The organism is Nocardia sp. NPDC056611 (genome assembly GCF_042792755.1).
In the GTDB taxonomy this organism is placed as follows: domain Bacteria; phylum Actinomycetota; class Actinomycetes; order Mycobacteriales; family Mycobacteriaceae; genus Nocardia.
Genome location: NZ_JBHTVV010000002.1, coordinates 1,354,186 through 1,371,556, shown reverse-complemented (window position 1 = coordinate 1,371,556; position 17,371 = coordinate 1,354,186). Strand labels below are relative to the sequence as shown.

Sequence of the window (17,371 nt, the reverse complement as noted above, 5' to 3'; positions counted from 1 at the left end):
GGCGCGATTCGAGGCGGTCGTCCGGATTGCTCCGAACCTGTGAGCCGTCCGGCGCGATCGTCGCAACGGGCGATTACCTTCTATAGGACTGGAAATGGCTTCGACGGCGGAAATGTGACGGGCAGCGCTGTCAGTGCGCGGTGAAACGGACCCGGCCGCCACACCAAATCGGGGACAGGCACCGCCAGCCTTGTTTCGGGTAGGTAGTCCAGGAGTTGATCGATGGCCTCCTGCGCGAGCAGGACCCCGAACGGCCGGGCGTGTGCGGGGCAGGCGTGCGGACCCGACGAGAACGCCAAGTTCCAGCCGTTATCAAGGGGACTGCCCGGCTCCAACTCTGGGTCGGTGTTGCAGGCAGCCATACTGATGATGACCGGTTGGTGCGCCGGCAGCCACACCTTGTCCAGCATGACCGGCTGCTGCGGGTAGGTCACGCAGTAGTTCGCCATCGGCGGGTCGGACGTCAACCGCTCGTCGATCGCGACGCGCGTGGGCAGGGGGATCCCTTGAACGATGCTGCTGGTGAAGCGGGGGTCGGTCATCATCAGCAACAGCGTGTTGGCGATGAGGTTCGCTGCGGGCTCGACGCCCGCGGCGAACAGCAGGACCAGCTGATGCACCATCTCCTCGTCGCTGAGCCTGGCCGGATGTTGAACCAGTCGTGTGGTGACGTCGTCAGCGGGCTGGGCTCGTTTGAGCGCGGTGAGGTCGAGCAGTGCTTCGCCCATGAGCCGGTTCACTTCCGCGGTGTCCACGCCATCGAACATGGCAGCGTTGACCGCCGCGATACGCTCACCGATTTCCGGTGGGCAGCCCACTGCCTGGCAGAAGGCCGAGAAGACAAGCGGGAAGGCGTACTGACCGAGTAGGTCAGCCGTCCCGTCCGCGCAGAAACCGTTGACCAGGGGGACAGCGGCGCGCTCCACCATGGCCCGCACAGCGTGGAGGTCGATGCCGGCGAGCGCGTCGTTGATCGTCTGACGGTAGCGGGCATGCGTATTCCCGTCGGTGCGGATGGCGTTGGGCCGGGCTTCGACCATGGGCATGATCGGGATATCGGCGGGCACAGTCTGCTGCCAGATGCTCGGATCGGACGGAAAGCGGACAGGATCGTTGAGGATCCGCACCGCAGTCGCGTAGTTGATCACCAGGGTCGCAGGCACTCCAGGCCAGATCTCGACCGGCACCAGCGGCCCGTAGGTGGCGCGCATCCACCGGTAATGCCCATGAGGATCAGCGGCGAACTCGGGACCGTAGATCGAGACTCGCGCGTGATCGGGCGACCTCATGCTGAGGGACGCGCCCTGATGCGCGTACTGCGGATCCACATATGCTCCAAGATTTCATGAAAGCGGTTGCGGCAAAATATAACCCACGCCGGCAGTGGTCACGTGTGCGCTGAGAGGCACCCGGCGACCGCGATCAGCCCGACCACCGACACCGAGACCGTGCTGCGACGGTCCACCACCAGCGAATTCCGCGATCCCCGTACGGGCTCAGCGCAGCGGCCGAACACCACGGCTGAGACGAGACCGCCCGCCGTCGCGCGGTATCCCTGGTATTCGAGGGACTGCGCGGGCGGTAACGGAAATCCGACGTAAGGGGCAACTGAGGTAACGACGTTCGCGACTTCCGGGGCGTTCGCCAGGTTTTGGCTCGCCGCCAAACCTAGGTATATTAGGATTAAACCTAATGGTCTTAGGAAGGAGTGGGCTGATGTCGCCGCGGGTGGGGCTGAACGCCGAACGCATTACGCAGGCGGCCGCCGAGATGGCCGATGCCATCGGGTTCGACAACGTGACGCTGGCCGCGGTCGCCAAGCACTTCGGGGTCAAGGATCCGAGCCTCTACTCGCATGTCCGGAATCTGCAGGATCTGCGTACTCGCATCGCTTTGCGGGCCGCGGTCGAGATGACCGACCGGATCGGCGTCGCGGTCCAGGGGCGGGCGGGTCGTGATGCGTTGATCGCCTTCGCGAACGCCTACCGCGACTACGCCCGCGAACACCCCGGCCGCTACGACGCGACCCAGCGCAAGCTCGATATCGAGGCCATCGCCGACGCCCCCGGAGCGGTCCGCAGCGTGCAGCTCACCGAAGCGCTGCTGCGCGGCTATGACCTCGACGGCGCCGAGCTGATCGACGCGGGCCGCTTGCTGCGCAGCACCTTCCACGGTTTCGCGACGCTCGAGACCGTCGGCGGCTTCAACCACTCCCGCGAGACCGACGGGTCCTGGGCGCGCATCCTCGACGCCCTGCATCTGCTGCTGACCCAGTGGCCGACATCGAAACAGGAGACCCCGCAATGAGATCCGAGACGCTTCCGGTACCAGGCGCGACCATTTACTACGAGGTGCGCGGCAGCGGTCCGCTCGTGCTGTTCCTGCCGGGCGGCGGGGGCGACGCGGCCTCGGTCGTCCCGATCGCCGAAGTTCTCCAGGACCGGTTCACGGTTGTGTCGCTGGACCAGCGCGGCTATTCACGCAGCGTCCTGGACGGTCCGCAGCAGACGCAGCGGGTCGAGGTGCAGAGCGATGACGCCCACCGGCTACTGGGCCACCTCACCGACGAGCCCGCCCTCGTCGTCGGCGGCAGCAACGGCGCGATCGTCGGGCTCGATCTGCTGGCCCGGCATCCGGAGCAGGTGTCGCTGCTGATCGCGCACGAGCCACCGTGTTTCGCCGTGCTTCCCGACGCCGCCGAACAGCGCGCCATGGTCGAGGAGGTCTACGCGCTGTTCCGCACCGAAGGCCCCGGCCCGGCGTCGGTGCGCTTCCTGGCGGGCATCGGCAATGCGATGAAGCCGTCCCCGATGCCCGACGAACTGCCGCCGCGCGCCGCCGAGATGTGGGCGCGACTGGCGGCCAACGGCCCGCTGATGCTCGAGCACGAGCTGCGGGAATTCACCTCGTATCGCCCCGATTTCGCGGCGCTCGCCCCGGTGGCCGATCGGCTGATCATGGCCGCCGGGCGTGAGACGCAGGGCTGCCTGCCGTACCGCCCCGCCGTCGAGATCGCTCACCGGCTGGGGATCGAGGTCACCGAGTTCCCCGGCGCCCACAATGGGATGCGTACCGAAGCCCCCGAATTCGCCGCGCAACTCGGCGACATCCTCACCGCGCACCTGCGCGCCGGAGCGGCCGGTCGCTGTTAGCGTCGGCACATGATCACCGGTGCGCACACCATCCTCTACGCCGAGGACGCCGACGCGGCACGGGCCTTCTTCCGTGACATCCTCGGCCTGGCCCATGTCGACGCGAACAACGGGTGGCTCATCTTCAAGTCGCCGCCCGCCGAACTCGCCGTGCATCCCGCGCAGGTCCCCGACAGCGGCAAGGCCGAGCTGTACCTCATGTGCGACGACCTGACCGCCACCGTGGCCGACCTGCGGTCCAAAGGCGTCGAATTCACCTCGGACGTCACCGATGCCGGGTGGGGCCTGCTCACCATGCTGAAGGTGCCGGGCGCGGGCCAGATCGGCCTGTACCAGCCGCGACACGCCACGGCCTACGACCTGCCCTGAACAGCGCACCTACGCTGTCGGTTTCCGCCACGCGGGGATCGACAGGTAGGTCGCCGTGCGCAGCAGCCACTCGACCGGGCCATACGGATGAGTGCGCAACCACCAGGCGCTCAGCCGGATCTGCGCCAGATACGTGGCAACCGCGATCACGACGACCCCGACCGGGGGCACACGATCGGCCAGTGCCAGGCCGTATCCGGTGTAGATGAGCATCAGGACCACCGACTGCCCGATGTAGTTGGTCGCCGCCATCCGCCCGGCGGGTGCGAGCCAGCCCACCGCGCCGGCCCACCGGTAGCGGGCCAGCCACACGATGCTCGCCGCGTATCCGAGTGTCAGCAACGGATTCGCGAGTTCCTGCACCCCGTACCAGAACGACGGCAGTTCCCCGTGGAGCGTCATCAACGTCACTGTGACAGCGGAAACGGGCAGTCCCACACCGAATCCCACCGCGAGTGCCCGTGGCAGCCACCGGGTCGTCCAGTCCGCGTCCTCGAACACGCGGCGCTTGCCCGCCGCCACGCCGACGAGGAACATCCCCAGCGCCGGAAGGCCCTGACCGATCCAGGTGAAGATCATGAACTTCGGGCCGAACTCCAGCTGAGCGCCCAGCGTGTCACCGAAATTGCCGGTGTAGCCATCATGCATCCGCTGCAAATCGAACACCTCGCCCAGCCCGGCCAGTCCCCCGTTGCCCGGGAGGAACGCCAGCGACGCGAACGCGAAATACAGCACCAGGCCGGTGATCAGGGCCGGGCGCGGCCGAATCCAGCGCAGCGCCACCAGGATCAGACACAAAGCGGCGTACAGGGTGAGGATGTCGCCGATCCACAACAGCAGCAGATGCGCCAGACCGATCAGGAACAGTGCGAGGCAGCGTCGCAACAGCCGCGGCGTGGCCGCGACGCCCGCCCGTCCGGCGGCCGCGATCTGCAAGGTGAACGAGTACCCGAACAGGAACGCGAACAGCAGATAGAACTTGCCGAGGAAGAACCCGTCGATCAGCCCGTAGACGAACCGGTCCAGCGTGCCGTCGAACATCGGCTGCGGATCGGCGCCCGCGCCCGGCGACGACCATAGCATCGTCGCCACCACGGTATTGGTGACCAGAATCCCGAACAGCGCGAATCCGCGCAGGCTGTCGACCACCCCGATGCGCTGCCTCTGCGTCACACCGGCTACCTGGGTTTCGAGCTGTTCGGACATACCGTCACGCTATTTCCGGCAGCGCCTCCGCCACATCCACCGCGGCCCCGGATTCCCGATCCGACCTCCGAGGTATTGACAGGCCCGGAAGTCATCCCATGGCAGGACCTCTGAGCAGGTCGATGAGCTTGGCTTCGGACAGATCGCCGTGTCCCGCCGCGACCACACGCTCGAAGATCCGCTCGGCGGTATGACCCAGGGCCGCGGGAGTGCCGACCGCATCGGCCAGTTCGACCCCGATCCGGGTGTCCTTCAGGCGCAGAGCCGCGGTGAAGGCGATGTCGCGGTCGTGCACGCCGCCGATCATCTCCGCGCACATGCGGATCACCGTAGGGCTGGCCGCACCGCCACGCGAGAGGGTGTCGGCGACGACCGTCAGGTCCAAACCCGCGAGTTCCGCGGTGCGCAGCGCCTCGGCGGTGGCGGCGATCTGAACCGAACCGAGCAGGTTCTGGATCAGTTTGTAGCTCGTGCCCGAACCGACCTCACCGAAGCGCACGATGTCGGTGCACAGTGGGCGCAGCAGTGGGCGCGCCGCGTCGAGGTGGGCGGCGGCCCCGCCGACGAACAGGGTCAGTCGTCCGGCGGCCGCGGCCTCGGGGAGCCCTGTGACCGGGGAGTCGAGGTACCGAAGACCGTGCGCGGCGGCATGTTTCGCCAGCTCCAGCACCCAGGGCCGGGAGATGGTCGAGAACTCCACCGCGAATGCGCCCGGCGCATACTCCCCCGCCAGCGCACCATCCGCCCCCAACCAGGCCGCCCGCGACGCCGTGTCATCGGCCACCATGGCGAAGATCGCCTCCGCGTTCCGGGAGGCTTCGCGGGGCGTGGCCGCGAACACAGCGCCCTGTGCGACGAGTTCGTCGGCCTTGGCGGCGGTCCTGTTGTAGACCACCACCTCGTGCCCGGCGGCGACCATGCGCCCCGCCATCCCCGCACCCATCCGGCCCAACCCCAGAAACGCGATCCTCGCCACGAGCCGAACCCTACCGAGGCCCGGTGACCGGCCGCATCGCTCGGCCGTTGAGCGACAGGATTTCACTCAGTGCATCGATCAGGGCGGTCCGCGGGTCGAGGGGCCGCTCGATCATGCGCCAGGCGATCATGTGGTCGGGGCGCACCAGAACCACGCCGTCCGGGCGCACGCCGATGTCGCCGGTCCCATCGCTGTCCGTCACTGGAATTCGATGCACGGTCTATGGAATCGACAGTGCCTCCGCGGCGGCGTGCGCGGCATCAGCCCAATCCTCGTCGGCGGTCAGGACGGTGAGATCCGTGCCGACCAGATCCAGTGTCGACGCCCTGCCTCCGTCGTGGCAGATCTCGGGCAATCGAGTAACTTCGGGAGGGCTAGTTATCCGAGGGAAGCACGAACGTCGCGCGGAGGATTTGTCAGAAAGTTCCGACGGTCACCGGCTGCACCCGCAGGCCGATCGCGATCTCCGAGACGCCGAGCGCGACCGTGAGCAGCCCCACGGTGATCGAGAGCGGCGGCAGCGTCGTGAACGGCGCGACCGCGACGCCCACCCCCGCGGCGACGGTCGCCAGCCCGATCAGCTCCAGTCCGCCCGCGCCCGCGTACTCCTCCGACCACACTCCGACGATCGCCTGCACGATTCCCCGCAGCACCCAGCCGATGCCGATCCACAAGGACAGCAAGGCAACCCACTCGCCACCGTCGAGGGTCCACAGCGCCAGCACGAGGGAGACGACCGCGCTGAACACCTCGAGCCATTTGAGAGCCGGGTGTATCCGGGCGCCGAACGCCATCACCACTTGGAAGGCCGCCGTCGCCAGCAGCACCAGCCCGAAGAGGAATCCCGCCACCTGCCAGGATTTGTCCGGCCAGACCGCCAGGACCACCCCCAGCACCACCGAGCAGCCGCCGGTGACGACCAGCGACTGCCAAGCCCAATCGGCGAAGACCTCGCTTCGCCCCTCTATCCGGTTGGCGGGCACCTCATCATGATATGACCGATTCGTGCAGGTAACTGGACGTTTGGTGTGCGCTCGGCGCGTCGGACCCGTCCGAAGTCAGGGAGCGCTGAGGAAAACCCCGCGCGGCGTGGTGCCGTCGGGGGCCGACCACGGCGCGTCCAGATGACTGCGGTCACGGCCCAGCGACCGGCCCGTGGCGAGGCGCCGGTGCACGCGGATCAGCTCCGCACCCGCATTGGTGGAACGGTCGGAGTCGAAGGCGATGTCGGTGTGGGCGTCGGTGTCGATCACCGTGGGCCGGAATCCCGGTGCGGGCGTGAGGATATCGCCCGGTACCACGTGCACCGTCAGGTCCGGGGTGTCACTCGTGTTCTGGTCCTGCGGGGTGGCCTTGCCGGTCAGCAGCAGGGCGGCCTGTTCGATGAACACCGGGTCGTGGGCGGCGTCGTAGAGCCAGCGCATGCCCAGCACACCGTGTTCGGAGGTGCCGATCAGCGCATGGTCCAGACCCTCGACGCGGGCCCCACGGTAGGTCATCGGAACCAGATACGCGACCGGCACCGGACCCGCGAGGTCGGTGACGACCATGAGTTCGATGCCGACCTCACCGTCGGGATCGTCGAGCCGGAATCCGCCCGACTTGACCAGGGCGGGCGTCCCGGCGCCGACATGCCAGTGCCGGGTGGGTAGCCACGCCGTCAGCAATTCCAGCTTGGCGGGCTGCATGGTCGTCTCATGGATCTCGGCCATAGAGCCATCCTGCCAGAGTCCGGCCGGATCGCGGCCGAACCCCTTGCGGCGGGCCAATATTCGCCGATGTCAGCGCAGCTTTCGGAAGAAGTCACGCAGATCCCGGGTCAGCAGATCGGGGGTCTCCATCGACGCGAAGTGGCCGCCGCGGTCGAACTCCGACCAGTGCACGACGGTGTGCTGCCGTTCGGCCAGGCCGCGAATCGTGCCGTTACCGGGGAAGACCGCCACCCCGGTCGGCACTCCGGAGTTGGGCGGCTCGGCGCCCCAGTGCTGGGATTCCTTGTACAGACGCATGGACGAACCCGCAGTGTCGGTGAACCACAGCACCGAGAGGTTGGTCAGCAACAGGTCGCGGTCGATCGCCGCGTCCGGGGTCTCGCGAGCCGGATCGGTGAAGGTGTTCACCACGTCGAGCACCCACGCGAGCAGGCCCGCCGGGGAGTCGGCGACGGCCGGGGCGAGGGTCTGCGGACGGGTCGAATGCATGCCCGCGTACCCGGAGGTCTCGCTGCTGCTCCAATCCTTCAGCCGCGCCAGCTTCTGCTGATCGGCCTCGCTGTAGCCGGAACCGTCGTCGTTCCAGGACGGGATCGTGATGGGATCGTTGAGGTGCACACCCGCCACCCGATCGGGCACGAGCCGGCCGATGCCGGGCGCGATGAACGATCCGGCGTCCCCGCCGTGCGCGCCGTAGCGGGTGTAGCCCAGGCCTGCCATGAGTTTCACGATCAACTCGGCGGACCGCTCGGTCGCGGCCTCCCCCGTGTGCCGCGTCGGTCCGGAGAAACCGAACCCCGGCAGCGTCGGAATGACCACGTCGAAGGCGTCGGCCGGATCGCCGCCGTACGCGCGCGGATCGGTGAGCGGGCCGATCATGGCGGTGAAGTCCTCGAACGGCCAGCCGTGCACCAGCGCCAGCGCCAGGGCATTCGGCTCGGGCGAGCGGACGTGCGTGAAATGCAGTCGCTGATCATCGATTTCGGTGACGAACTGGGGATGGCGGTTGCGTTCGGCCTCGTGGACGCGCCAGTCGTAGCCGCTGCTCCAGTACTCGCACAGCTCGCGCACGTACGCCGTCGGAATGCCGTAGGACCAGCCCACCTCGGGCAGGTCGGCGGGCCAGCGGGTGCGGGTCAGGCGAGTCCGCAGATCGTCGATATCGGAGTCCGGAACATCGATTCGGAAGGGCTCGAAAACCGTCATGTCTCCACGGTAGGAACCAACTAGGTCAGGGGCGGTCCTGATCCGTTCGCCGATTCCGCTGCGGCGGCCCGCGTTCTAGGCTGGTACGCAAGCGTTTCAGCCGCGGCGAGGCGGCGCGACTGGAGGGAACCGGCTACGTGACCACCACCTTTCCACCCGGACCGGCCCTGCCGCCCATCGTGCAGACCGCCATCTACACCAAATGGCGCGGACCGCTGGTCCGGTCGGCCGCCCGCCGGCACGGGGACACCTTCACCCTGCATCTGGCCGCGCCGTACGCCGAGAACCTGGTCGTGTTCACCCGGCCCGAGCACATCCGCGAGATCTTCGCCGGCGACCCCGCGGACCTGCATGCCGGAGAGGGCAATCGGCTGCTGGCCGAGATCCTGGGCGAGCACTCGCTGCTGATCACCGACGAGGACGAGCACGCCCGCGCGCGGCGACTGCTCATGCCCGCCTTCGTGGGATCCTCGCTGCGCGGCTACCGGGCGCTGGTCGACGACATCGCGAAAACCCATGTCGACCGGTGGGTTCCGGGCACGACCGTGCACACCCTGGACCGCATGAACGACCTGACGCTCGATGTCATCATGCAGGTGGTGTTCGGTATGGCCGACGAAGCCCGCCGGGCCGCCCTGGTGCCGCGATTGCGCGAGGTCGTGAACGTCAGTCCGATCATCATGTTCGGCTGGAAGTACCCGTTCCTGGCGCGGCGCGGCATGTGGAAGCGGTTCCGCGCCACCCAATCCGCCATCGACGAGCTGCTCTACCGCGAGATCGCGGAGCGCCGAGCACAGCCGAACCTGGACGCGCGCGACGATGTGCTGTCGCGGCTGCTGGCCGCCGGATCCGGCGAGAACCCCGACGACGCACCGCTGACCGACGCCGAACTGCGCGACCAGCTGATCACCCTGCTACTGGCCGGGCACGAGACGACCGCGTCCGCGCTGTCCTGGACCTGCCACGAGCTGGCCGCCAATCCCGAGATCCAGACCCAGGCCCGCCGCGCGGCTCACGACGGGGACGAGAAATACCTCGAAGCGGTGCTGAAGGAGTCGATGCGGCTGCACACGGTCATCGCCGGCACCGGCCGCAAGCTCACCCGCGACCTGACCATCGGCGGATACGACCTGCCGCGGGGCACGGTCATCGCCACCTCGATCATCCTGGCGCACGAACGCGCCGAAGCCTTCCCGGACGCCTTCGCGTTCCGGCCCGAGCGATTCCTCGACGGGTCGGTCGCGCCCAACACCTGGTTGCCGTTCGGCGGCGGCGTGCGGCGGTGCATCGGAGCCGGGTTCTCACTGATGGAGGGAACGGCGGTGCTGCGGGAGATCCTCACCCGCTACCGGCTTTCGCTGCCGCAGGGCAAGACCGGCGAGCCCGTGCGGATCCGGAACATCACGCACGTTCCGGCCCACGGTGCTCCGGTCGTGGTCTCCCCGCTCCCTTAACCGCGGTCCGGGAAGTCGGGTGCGCGTCGCACGTGGGCCTGCGCCACGTACGCCGAGCACTCGTCGCATTCGCTGATGATGGCGTGACGGCAGGCGAGCAGATGCTCGAGGAAGTGGTCCGTGGCCTCGAGTAACGCGATGCGCTCGCGCACCTCGGCGCGGCGGTCGTTGATGATGGCCCGGCGATCGGTGTGCTCGCTGAGTCCGAGCTGCCGGATCTGGCTCAGCGACAGGCCGGTTCGCTGCAGCGTCAGGATCGCGCGGGCGTAATCGAGAATGTCCTCGTTGTAGCTGCGGTGGCCCGACGGACTGCGTGGCGGGGCGAGCAGGCCCACCGATTCCCAATGCCGCAGCACGTGCGTCTCCACACCGAGTGCCGCGGCGGCGTCACCGATTCTCATATCCTGCGCTGTGGTCACGATTCTCCTCTTTACTTCATGTCGACCTTAAGTATTAGCGTTCCTCCATGTCCGATCCAGTACGCAAGCCCACGCTCATGCAATGCTGCGCCGCCGCAATCGGTTCCCTCCACGGCGCGGTCCGGCCACGGCCCGCCGACCAACGGTTCCTGCGCTCGATCACCGATGCGGGACTCCCCCGCACCGAGCGCACCGTCACCGTGACGGCTCTGACCAACGTCCCCCGTCCGGTTCCGACCCAGGTCGTCGTGGAAGGCGTCTCCACTCCGCGCCGCATCACCAGCGCGCTGAGCTCCTTCGTCATCCAGCACCCGGAGGCCACCTTCATCGTGGACCCGGGCTTCTGCGTCGACGCCGAGCACCGCGCCATCGCGCAACTGCCCGCCGTGATCCGCCCGGTCGCGCGTCCGCCGGCCGAGACCGTTGCGACCGCCACGGCCCTGCAAGCCCAACCGGGCCTGCCCGCACTGGAGTTCGCGCTGCCCACCCATGCCCACTGGGATCACGTGTGCGGTCTGCTCGACCTGCCGGGCCTGCCCGTCCACCTGCACAGCGTCGAGCGCGACTGGGTCATGACCGGTCCCGTCGCGCCCGTGGGCGGCGTCCGCGACTCCCTCGTCGACCGTCCCCACCAGGAGTACGACCTCGACGGTCCCGCGATCCTCACCTTCACCCGCAGCCACGACCTCTTCGGAGACGGCAGCGTCGTCCTGGTCGACCTCGGCGGACACACACCCGGCAGCATCGGCGTTCTCGCCCACACGACGCACGGCTGGAAACTCCTCGCCGGCGACGCCGCCTGGCACACCCTGCAAATCGACCGAATCCGGCAGAAGGCCACCTATCCGGGCGTCTTCATGGACCACGACCGCGACGCCACCTTCAAAACCCTGCACCGCCTCCACCTGGCGCAACGCCTCGTTCCGGTGATCCCCACCCACGATCACGACGCCGCCCTGCTGCTGGCAGCGCCCGATGCGGAGGTCGCCGAGCCGCTACCGTGAACCCATGGGGATCACCGTACGTCCGGCCCAGCTATCCGACATTCCGGAATTGGCGCGAGTGCTCGGCATCGCCTTTTCCGACGATCCGATCACCGCATGGCTCATCCGCGACGACGCCACCCGCGCTCGCCGCGCCGCCGCATTGTTCACCGCGATGGCCCGCCACCACTTCATCCCCCTGGGTGGGGTGGAGGTGGCCTGCAACGACGCCAATTCCATCGTGGGCGCGGCACTCTGGGCACCGCCCGGGCACTGGCACGCCCCGGAGAGCGCGACCCGGCGTCAGCTGCCCGGGCTGCTGTTCGCCTTCCGGCACCGGCTGCTGACCGCCGGCCGGCTCTCGGAGACGATGGCGCGGGCGCACCCCCGTGAACCGCACTGGTATCTGGCCGTCCTCGGAACCCTGCCCGGCGTTCGCGGACAGGGATTCGGGCGGGCCCTGCTCAATTCGCGTCTGGATCGGTGCGACGCGGACGGGCTGCCCGCCTACCTGGAATCCAGCAAACCCGACAACGTGCCGTACTACGAGCGATTCGGCTTCGAGGTCACCGGCACCCTGGACGCCACCCGAGGCGGCCCGCCGTTGTGGCCGATGTGGCGTACGCCCCGCTGACGACGCCGGTCGTTCATCGAATCTCGGCGCCCCACGCGGACATCAGCCACACCTGACGAACGGCGGCCATTCTGCGGTCGGTGGCCGCGGTGTCGCCGCCCACGGTCTCCTCGCGGACGACCGCGATGGTCATGGCGACGAGCACACTGACCAGAGCGGGAACATCGTCGGTGGCCGGGCGCATCCGGTGCGCGTCGACCTGGGACTGGATGAATGCCGCGAGCTTGTTCTCCAGGTTTCCGACGAACGCGTCCCACATTGTGCGCAATTGGGCGTCGGTGTCGCGGGATTGGGCGCAGGCATTGAGCAGGTGGGCGTGGCGGCGCCAGACCGCGACCGCATTGTCGATCATGCGGATGGAGAAGTCCGCGGGCGGTTCCTGATTGTCGTAGGAGCCCAATTCGCTGGTCTCCTGGTCTATTTCGGTCCAGACCTCTTCGAGGGCGGCGGCGACCGCCGAGTACTTGGACTCGAAGTAGAAGTAGAACGCCGGGCGGGAGACGCCGGCGTGCTTGGCGATCCGCAGCACCGACATATCCGTGATGGAGACCGTGCGCAGCAGGTCGGTGACCGCGTCGATGATCAGGGCGCGCTGCTGATCGCCCCGGCTGGGCGGGCGACGGTCCCCGGCCACAGCGCGCGCGGCTGCCTGTGTCATCTGCACCTCCGAATCCTCGGTTTCCTCGCACAGTCTACCCACTATTGACACACTGTCAGACACGCTGACAGTGTGTCAGGTATGGGTTGCTGTATTGCCGTGGCTTATCTGATCGCACTCGCCGGATTCGGATGGCGGTTGCTGACCCGCGCCGGCGGGACACCGTCGACCTCGGCGCCGCCGCCCGCCCGGCGGACCGCACCGGCCCGCACACCAGGGAGTCCCGCATGACGACCGGCGCGCTGTTCCCGCCGAGCAGCCGGACCCGGCAGGTCCGGGCGCCCCTGCCCGACGGGCTCGGCCGCATCGGCATGACGACCCGGCGAAAGATGGTGCGGGCCATGACCTGCTGGGGCGTGGTCTGGCTGGCCGCCGCCACGGCGGCGGTCGCCGATCTCTCGCATGCGGTCACGGCATTCGCCCTCGGGCTGGTTGTGCCGGGTGGCGGCCTGCTCTTCAGCGGCCATCCGCTGCTCATGGTGTTCGCCTGGCTGGGCTTCCTGGCGGCGCTGTTCGCGTGGTGGGCCTTCGGGCCGGTGGTGTTGCCGCCGCTGCTCTGGTTCTCGACCGCTCTGCTCGGCGCCGCCCTGAGCGGCCACACGGCATGGCCGTGGGCGGTAACGCCGGTCCTCGCGACACCCTTCGTGGTGGTACCGACCGCGTTCGGGATATTCCTCGTGCGGCGTTCGTCCCAGCGTGGACGTGGCCGGGAAGTGAATGTGCGCTTGGCATCCCATACGTTCACCATCACGGGCGCACCCGCCGCGCCCGCGGTGGCCGAGCATTCCGAGGAAGACCTCGCCGCGTTGCGCTACGCCCTCGACCTCGCGCTGCAACCGCTCGATCGTTTCGACGGCTTCACCAGGATCGATCAGTTCCGTGAAGCGGCCCTGCGCTACCAGCTCAACGAGCTGAGCTACGCGCTGGCGACGGCCCAGTACACGCGAACTCCCGCCTTCACCGGCTATCTCGCCGAGGCACAGCGCAATGCCATCGAGAAGATGCTGGACCGGCGGGTCTGGGGCTACTGGGCACTGGAGAATCTCTGGGGCAACCTGCGCTGGAATCCGGACCCGGTCGACCGGGAGAACATCATGCTCACCGGCTACCTGGGCCAGATGGTGGGCATGTACGAGACCCTCAACGACGATCGGTTCTCCGCCCCCGGCGCACTCACTTTCCGCTGGAACGATCGCCGCGTCTACTCGAACAGCTTCGGAACCATCGCGGAATCGGTGCACCGCAATATGGTCGCCGGCGATTACACGCTGTATCCGTGCGAACCGAACTGGATCTACACGGTGTGCAACACCTTCGGGCTCAATACCCTGCTCACCCATGACCGCCTGCACGGCACCGCGTTGACCGCCGATGTCATCGACCGCCTGCACCGCGGCTACGAGTCGGAGTTCCTACGCCCCGACGGTCGGATCATCGGCGTCCGCAGCGCCCGGCTGGGTGGATCCTGGAACTTCTGGACGGGTCCGGCGATCCAGCTCACCACCGCGCTGTGGCTACACGCCGGGCTGCCGGAATACGCACAGCGGGCCTGGTGGCTGGTTCGCGACCAGGAAATTCGGGTCGACGGTGACCGGGTCGGGTTCCCGCTGCGGGCGAGCTCGCGAGTCGATCCGGGCAACTATCGACTCGGCGGCGCCTACGGGCAGGTGATGATCGCTTCGGCCGCCCGGGAGATGGGCGACGAGGAGGTCGCGCGGACGGCGCTGGCCGGAATCGAGGAGCTCGGTGATCCGGTGCACGCCAACGGCGTTCGCTATTACGCGGGACTATCCGAACTGGGCAACATGTACGCGCTGCAGTTCCGATTCAATCGGGCCGCCGGACTCCGCGATCAGATCGCCTTCGGAGCGCCGCAGCACTGGCGGACCGGGCCGGCGCTGACGGAGGCGGCCTATCCGGAGGTACAGGTGGCGCGAGCGGTCACGGACGGCCACGCTCTCGACCTGGTTCTGCGTCCGGGAAACGGCCTGTGCCGCACCACCGTACGGATCGCACGCCTGGAACCCGGGCGCGTCTACCGCGTGGCCGGAGCACGGCAGGCGGAGTTCACCGCGTCGCTCACCGGCGAGGCCCTCATCGAAATCGAACTCGGAGGTCGTCATGAAGTCCACATCGCCCCGCGGTAAAGGAGAGCTGATCTCCGGCCGCACGCTCACCCGCCGATTGACGGACCTCGATCCAGTGCGCGACAACGAGGAAGCCACCCGGCTCAGCATCGAGGTTCGGTACGGCGACGCCATTTTCGTGCACGCCGCCTACACGGTCGCCTTCGCCCGTCAGGTTGCGATCCCGACCATCGCCCGGGTCGTGTACCGGCGCGGAACCGGCGACATGATGCACGACGTGCGCCGCCGCAACGACGACACCCTGGTGTTCTTCGGCGAAATGCTGAGGCACGGCCACAGCGGGGCGAGCGGCCGGGCGGCCATCGATCGGATGGAGGCGATCCACAGCCGTTTCGGGATCAGCGATGAGGACAAGCTCTATACGCTCGCCTCGCTCGCCCTCGAAGCGGACCGCATCCTCGACCGTCTCGGGCTGTCGGTCTTCACCGACGCCGATCGGCTGGCACGGTTCCACTTCTGGCGCGGTGTCGGCGAGCACATGGGTCTCGAGGTGCCCGCCACACGCGCCGACCTGGTGGCTTGGACATTCGAATACGAGAACGCCCACTACGCCCATACCGAGGGTGGTCGCGCGCTCGTCGATCAGCTCTTCGACGACTGGCGGCAACGCTGGTTCCCGGGTCCGCTGCGCCCGCTGGCCGACAACGCGCTGCTCCTGATCCTCGATGACCAGCTCCGCGCGACGCACCGGCTTCCGGACCCGCCTGCCGCGGCGCGGCGCATGGCGCCGCCGATCATCAACTCGTACATGAAGTTCCAGGCCGCGCGTCCGCACCGGCTCGATCGATCATGGGTCGACCACTTCCGGCGGGATTCCGCGGGATCCCTCGACCTCGACCAGATCGGATACCAGCCAGGCCGCTACGGACGTCCCGACTGATCGGTGGCCTTCGATCAGAAATGACGATGCACCGGCAGCTGGTCGCTACCGGTGCATCCTCGTGTGCGGCGATCAGGGCTTGCGGGCCATGCCGCCGACCACCAGCTGTTCCCAGACGGTCAGCTCGGGCTGGTCCCTTTCGGGGTCCTCCCCACGCCACTGGACGCACGGGCGCAGATCGTCCTCGTCGAGCGCGAGCGTTCCGAAACAGGCGCGGATCTCGTCGTCGGTGCGGAAGCGTCCGCGGCCGAAGGCTTCCAGGATCTTGCTCGCGGTCGCCATCGCCTCACGCGAGGTTCCGGTTCGGAAGTGCGAGAGGTAGATCCGGCTGCCGGAAGCGATCCGATCCGCCCAGTACTGGACCACCGAGGTCGGATTCTCTTCGTCATTGACGAAACTCAGCGTCATGGCGAAGAGCAGGCCGACCGGCTCGTCGAAGTTGATGAGCCGCTGCACCTCGGCGTTGTTCTCGATACCCGCCGGATCTCGAATATCGGCTTCCAGCACCGTGATTCCGGCGTCGACGGCGAGCAGCGCCCGGCCGTGGGCCACCACGAACGGATCGTCGTCGACGTATACGACGTGGGCCTCCGGGTAGACCTGCCGCACCACCTCGTGCACGTTCACGGCCGCCGGAAGTCCGCAGCCCATATCGATGATCTGCCGGATTCCCGCGTCCGCCATGGCCTTCGCGGCGCGCAGCACTGCGTCGCGATTGGTGATGGCCAACTTTTCCGACCCGGGTAGATCCTCGATGAAGTAGTCACCGAGATCCTTGTCGACACCGTAATTGTCGCGCCCGCCGAGGACGTAGCTGTATACGCGTGCCACGCTCGGCCGGGACTGCCGTGCTCGCATGGCGTTGATGTTCAAGTGTCACACCCCTCTTTCCCCACCGACGATACCGCTATCCACCAGGAAATCTTGCGTCATATTCGCAAACGGCACCAGGTGTCACAAGGGGTGGGTCCGAGCTATTTCTGGACGGTCGCGGCGGCCGGCGTGGTGGCCGGGTCGGCGGTGGGAGTCGCTGCGGCCGTGCCGGTTTGCGGAGACGTCGTCTCCGCTGCCGTGGTGGTCGGAGCAACCGTGGTGGACGTGACGGTGGGCGCCGGATCGGTGGAGGTCGTCGCCGGTGGCGTTGTCGTCGCGGTTGCGGTGGCGGTAATCGGAACCGGGCAGTCGCCACCGTGTTGCTCACCGAGCAGATTGATTTCGGCGTTGCTGCGCGGGTCGCCGGCGTAGTTGATCTTGTCGGTGCACTTCACGTAGTGGTCGACGCCGCCGGGAGCCGGAGCGGGCGCGGGCGGCGGCGCGTCACCGGGTGCCACGTCCTGCGGCTGCTGCGGCGAGTTCGCTACCGGGTTACCACCGCCGGGATTGCCACCGCCCGGGTTCCCGCCACCCGGACTCGCCACCGGCGCACCGGAACTCGTCGGTACCACACTGGTGGCCGTCACACTGATGGACGGTTTGGTCGTCGTCGCCGATGAGGTCTTCGAATCGTCCGAGGAACACCCTGCCGCCAGTGTCAACACGGCCGTCAACATCAATACCGCCGCCGCGCCGGCACCC

Annotated in this window: 20 protein-coding genes; 8 read left to right on the top strand and 12 right to left on the bottom strand. The window is 68.0% G+C overall.

Translation table 11 applies throughout. The features are described 5' to 3' along the window. Positions 1-80 precede the first annotated feature (80 nt). Positions 81-1,328, bottom strand: coding sequence for a cytochrome P450 (locus ACFRAQ_RS15040; RefSeq protein WP_379099409.1), 1,248 nt, complete (start codon positions 1,326-1,328; stop codon positions 81-83). A 388-nt stretch (positions 1,329-1,716) separates the two neighbouring features. On the opposite strand from ACFRAQ_RS15040, the gene ACFRAQ_RS15035 reads away from it, so the two are divergent. Genes ACFRAQ_RS15035 through ACFRAQ_RS15025 form a run of 3 tightly spaced genes read left to right on the top strand, consistent with a single transcriptional unit; the run spans position 1,717 to position 3,521 of the window. Continuing rightward, positions 1,717-2,307 (top strand): TetR/AcrR family transcriptional regulator, encoded by a 591-nt coding sequence (locus ACFRAQ_RS15035; protein WP_379099406.1) that lies wholly within the window; start codon positions 1,717-1,719, stop codon positions 2,305-2,307. After that, positions 2,304-3,152 carry an alpha/beta fold hydrolase gene (locus ACFRAQ_RS15030; RefSeq protein WP_379099403.1) on the top strand — a complete coding sequence of 283 codons (849 nt, stop codon included), beginning with the start codon at positions 2,304-2,306 and terminating at the stop codon, positions 3,150-3,152. Before ACFRAQ_RS15035 ends, ACFRAQ_RS15030 begins: the two co-directional genes overlap by 4 nt. Before the next feature lie 9 nt (positions 3,153-3,161). Then, positions 3,162-3,521: a VOC family protein gene (locus ACFRAQ_RS15025; protein ID WP_379099400.1), complete on the top strand. Its 360-nt coding sequence runs from the start codon at positions 3,162-3,164 to the stop codon at positions 3,519-3,521. Positions 3,522-3,530: 9 nt separating this feature from the next. On the opposite strand, the gene ACFRAQ_RS15020 is transcribed toward ACFRAQ_RS15025, so the two are convergent. The 7 genes from ACFRAQ_RS15020 to ACFRAQ_RS14990 all read right to left on the bottom strand — a co-directional run bounded on the left by ACFRAQ_RS15020 (position 3,531) and on the right by ACFRAQ_RS14990 (position 8,621). Then, positions 3,531-4,727 carry a DUF418 domain-containing protein gene (locus tag ACFRAQ_RS15020; protein WP_379099397.1) on the bottom strand — a complete coding sequence of 399 codons (1,197 nt, stop codon included), beginning with the start codon at positions 4,725-4,727 and terminating at the stop codon, positions 3,531-3,533. Positions 4,728-4,818: 91 nt separating this feature from the next. Beyond that, the gene (locus tag ACFRAQ_RS15015; RefSeq protein WP_379099394.1) at positions 4,819-5,703 is read right to left on the bottom strand and encodes an NAD(P)-dependent oxidoreductase; all 885 of its coding nucleotides are present in this window, start codon (positions 5,701-5,703) and stop codon (positions 4,819-4,821) included. A gap of 10 nt (positions 5,704-5,713) precedes the next feature. After that, positions 5,714-5,905: a hypothetical protein gene (locus ACFRAQ_RS15010; RefSeq protein ID WP_379099391.1), complete on the bottom strand. Its 192-nt coding sequence runs from the start codon at positions 5,903-5,905 to the stop codon at positions 5,714-5,716. Positions 5,906-5,923: 18 nt separating this feature from the next. Next, a complete protein-coding gene (locus ACFRAQ_RS15005; RefSeq protein WP_379099388.1) occupies positions 5,924-6,058 on the bottom strand; it encodes a hypothetical protein in 135 nt (44 codons plus the stop codon). Between the two features lie 61 nt (positions 6,059-6,119). Continuing rightward, positions 6,120-6,686 carry a DUF308 domain-containing protein gene (locus ACFRAQ_RS15000; RefSeq protein WP_379099385.1) on the bottom strand — a complete coding sequence of 189 codons (567 nt, stop codon included), beginning with the start codon at positions 6,684-6,686 and terminating at the stop codon, positions 6,120-6,122. 75 nt (positions 6,687-6,761) lie between these two features. Beyond that, positions 6,762-7,415, bottom strand: a complete 654-nt coding sequence (locus ACFRAQ_RS14995) for a 1,4-alpha-glucan branching protein (protein ID WP_379099382.1) — start codon at positions 7,413-7,415, stop codon at positions 6,762-6,764. 69 nt (positions 7,416-7,484) lie between these two features. Then, positions 7,485-8,621, bottom strand: coding sequence for an epoxide hydrolase family protein (locus ACFRAQ_RS14990; RefSeq protein WP_379099379.1), 1,137 nt, complete (start codon positions 8,619-8,621; stop codon positions 7,485-7,487). Between the two features lie 137 nt (positions 8,622-8,758). Here ACFRAQ_RS14990 and ACFRAQ_RS14985 point away from each other — a divergent pair, with 137 nt between their 5' ends. Continuing rightward, complete coding sequence (locus ACFRAQ_RS14985) at positions 8,759-10,075, top strand: cytochrome P450 (RefSeq protein WP_379099376.1); 1,317 nt, start codon at positions 8,759-8,761, stop codon at positions 10,073-10,075. Here the strand turns inward: ACFRAQ_RS14985 and ACFRAQ_RS14980 are convergent. Beyond that, positions 10,072-10,494: a MerR family transcriptional regulator gene (locus ACFRAQ_RS14980; RefSeq protein ID WP_379099373.1), complete on the bottom strand. Its 423-nt coding sequence runs from the start codon at positions 10,492-10,494 to the stop codon at positions 10,072-10,074. The two genes, ACFRAQ_RS14985 and ACFRAQ_RS14980, sit on opposite strands and share 4 nt — an antisense overlap. 47 nt (positions 10,495-10,541) lie before the next feature. On the opposite strand from ACFRAQ_RS14980, the gene ACFRAQ_RS14975 reads away from it, so the two are divergent. Both ACFRAQ_RS14975 and ACFRAQ_RS14970 read left to right on the top strand, forming a co-directional pair. Further along, complete coding sequence (locus ACFRAQ_RS14975; protein ID WP_379099370.1) at positions 10,542-11,498, top strand: MBL fold metallo-hydrolase; 957 nt, start codon at positions 10,542-10,544, stop codon at positions 11,496-11,498. Positions 11,499-11,502: 4 nt separating this feature from the next. Next, a complete protein-coding gene (locus ACFRAQ_RS14970; RefSeq protein WP_379099367.1) occupies positions 11,503-12,111 on the top strand; it encodes a GNAT family N-acetyltransferase in 609 nt (202 codons plus the stop codon). Positions 12,112-12,124: 13 nt separating this feature from the next. Here the strand turns inward: ACFRAQ_RS14970 and ACFRAQ_RS14965 are convergent, their stop codons facing one another. Next, a complete protein-coding gene (locus ACFRAQ_RS14965; protein ID WP_379099364.1) occupies positions 12,125-12,769 on the bottom strand; it encodes a TetR/AcrR family transcriptional regulator in 645 nt (214 codons plus the stop codon). A gap of 131 nt (positions 12,770-12,900) precedes the next feature. Between ACFRAQ_RS14965 and ACFRAQ_RS14960 the strand changes: the two genes are divergently transcribed. Together ACFRAQ_RS14960 and ACFRAQ_RS14955 are read left to right on the top strand one after the other, a co-directional pair. Continuing rightward, a complete protein-coding gene (locus tag ACFRAQ_RS14960) occupies positions 12,901-14,916 on the top strand; it encodes a hypothetical protein (RefSeq protein WP_379099361.1) in 2,016 nt (671 codons plus the stop codon). Further along, positions 14,891-15,796, top strand: coding sequence for an oxygenase MpaB family protein (locus ACFRAQ_RS14955; RefSeq protein WP_379099358.1), 906 nt, complete (start codon positions 14,891-14,893; stop codon positions 15,794-15,796). Before ACFRAQ_RS14960 ends, ACFRAQ_RS14955 begins: the two co-directional genes overlap by 26 nt. 72 nt (positions 15,797-15,868) lie before the next feature. On the opposite strand, the gene ACFRAQ_RS14950 is transcribed toward ACFRAQ_RS14955, so the two are convergent. Together ACFRAQ_RS14950 and ACFRAQ_RS14945 are read right to left on the bottom strand one after the other, a co-directional pair. Then, positions 15,869-16,654 carry an SAM-dependent methyltransferase gene (locus tag ACFRAQ_RS14950; protein ID WP_379099355.1) on the bottom strand — a complete coding sequence of 262 codons (786 nt, stop codon included), beginning with the start codon at positions 16,652-16,654 and terminating at the stop codon, positions 15,869-15,871. A gap of 116 nt (positions 16,655-16,770) precedes the next feature. Continuing rightward, positions 16,771-17,256: a hypothetical protein gene (locus tag ACFRAQ_RS14945; RefSeq protein ID WP_379099352.1), complete on the bottom strand. Its 486-nt coding sequence runs from the start codon at positions 17,254-17,256 to the stop codon at positions 16,771-16,773. Positions 17,257-17,371 lie beyond the last annotated feature (115 nt).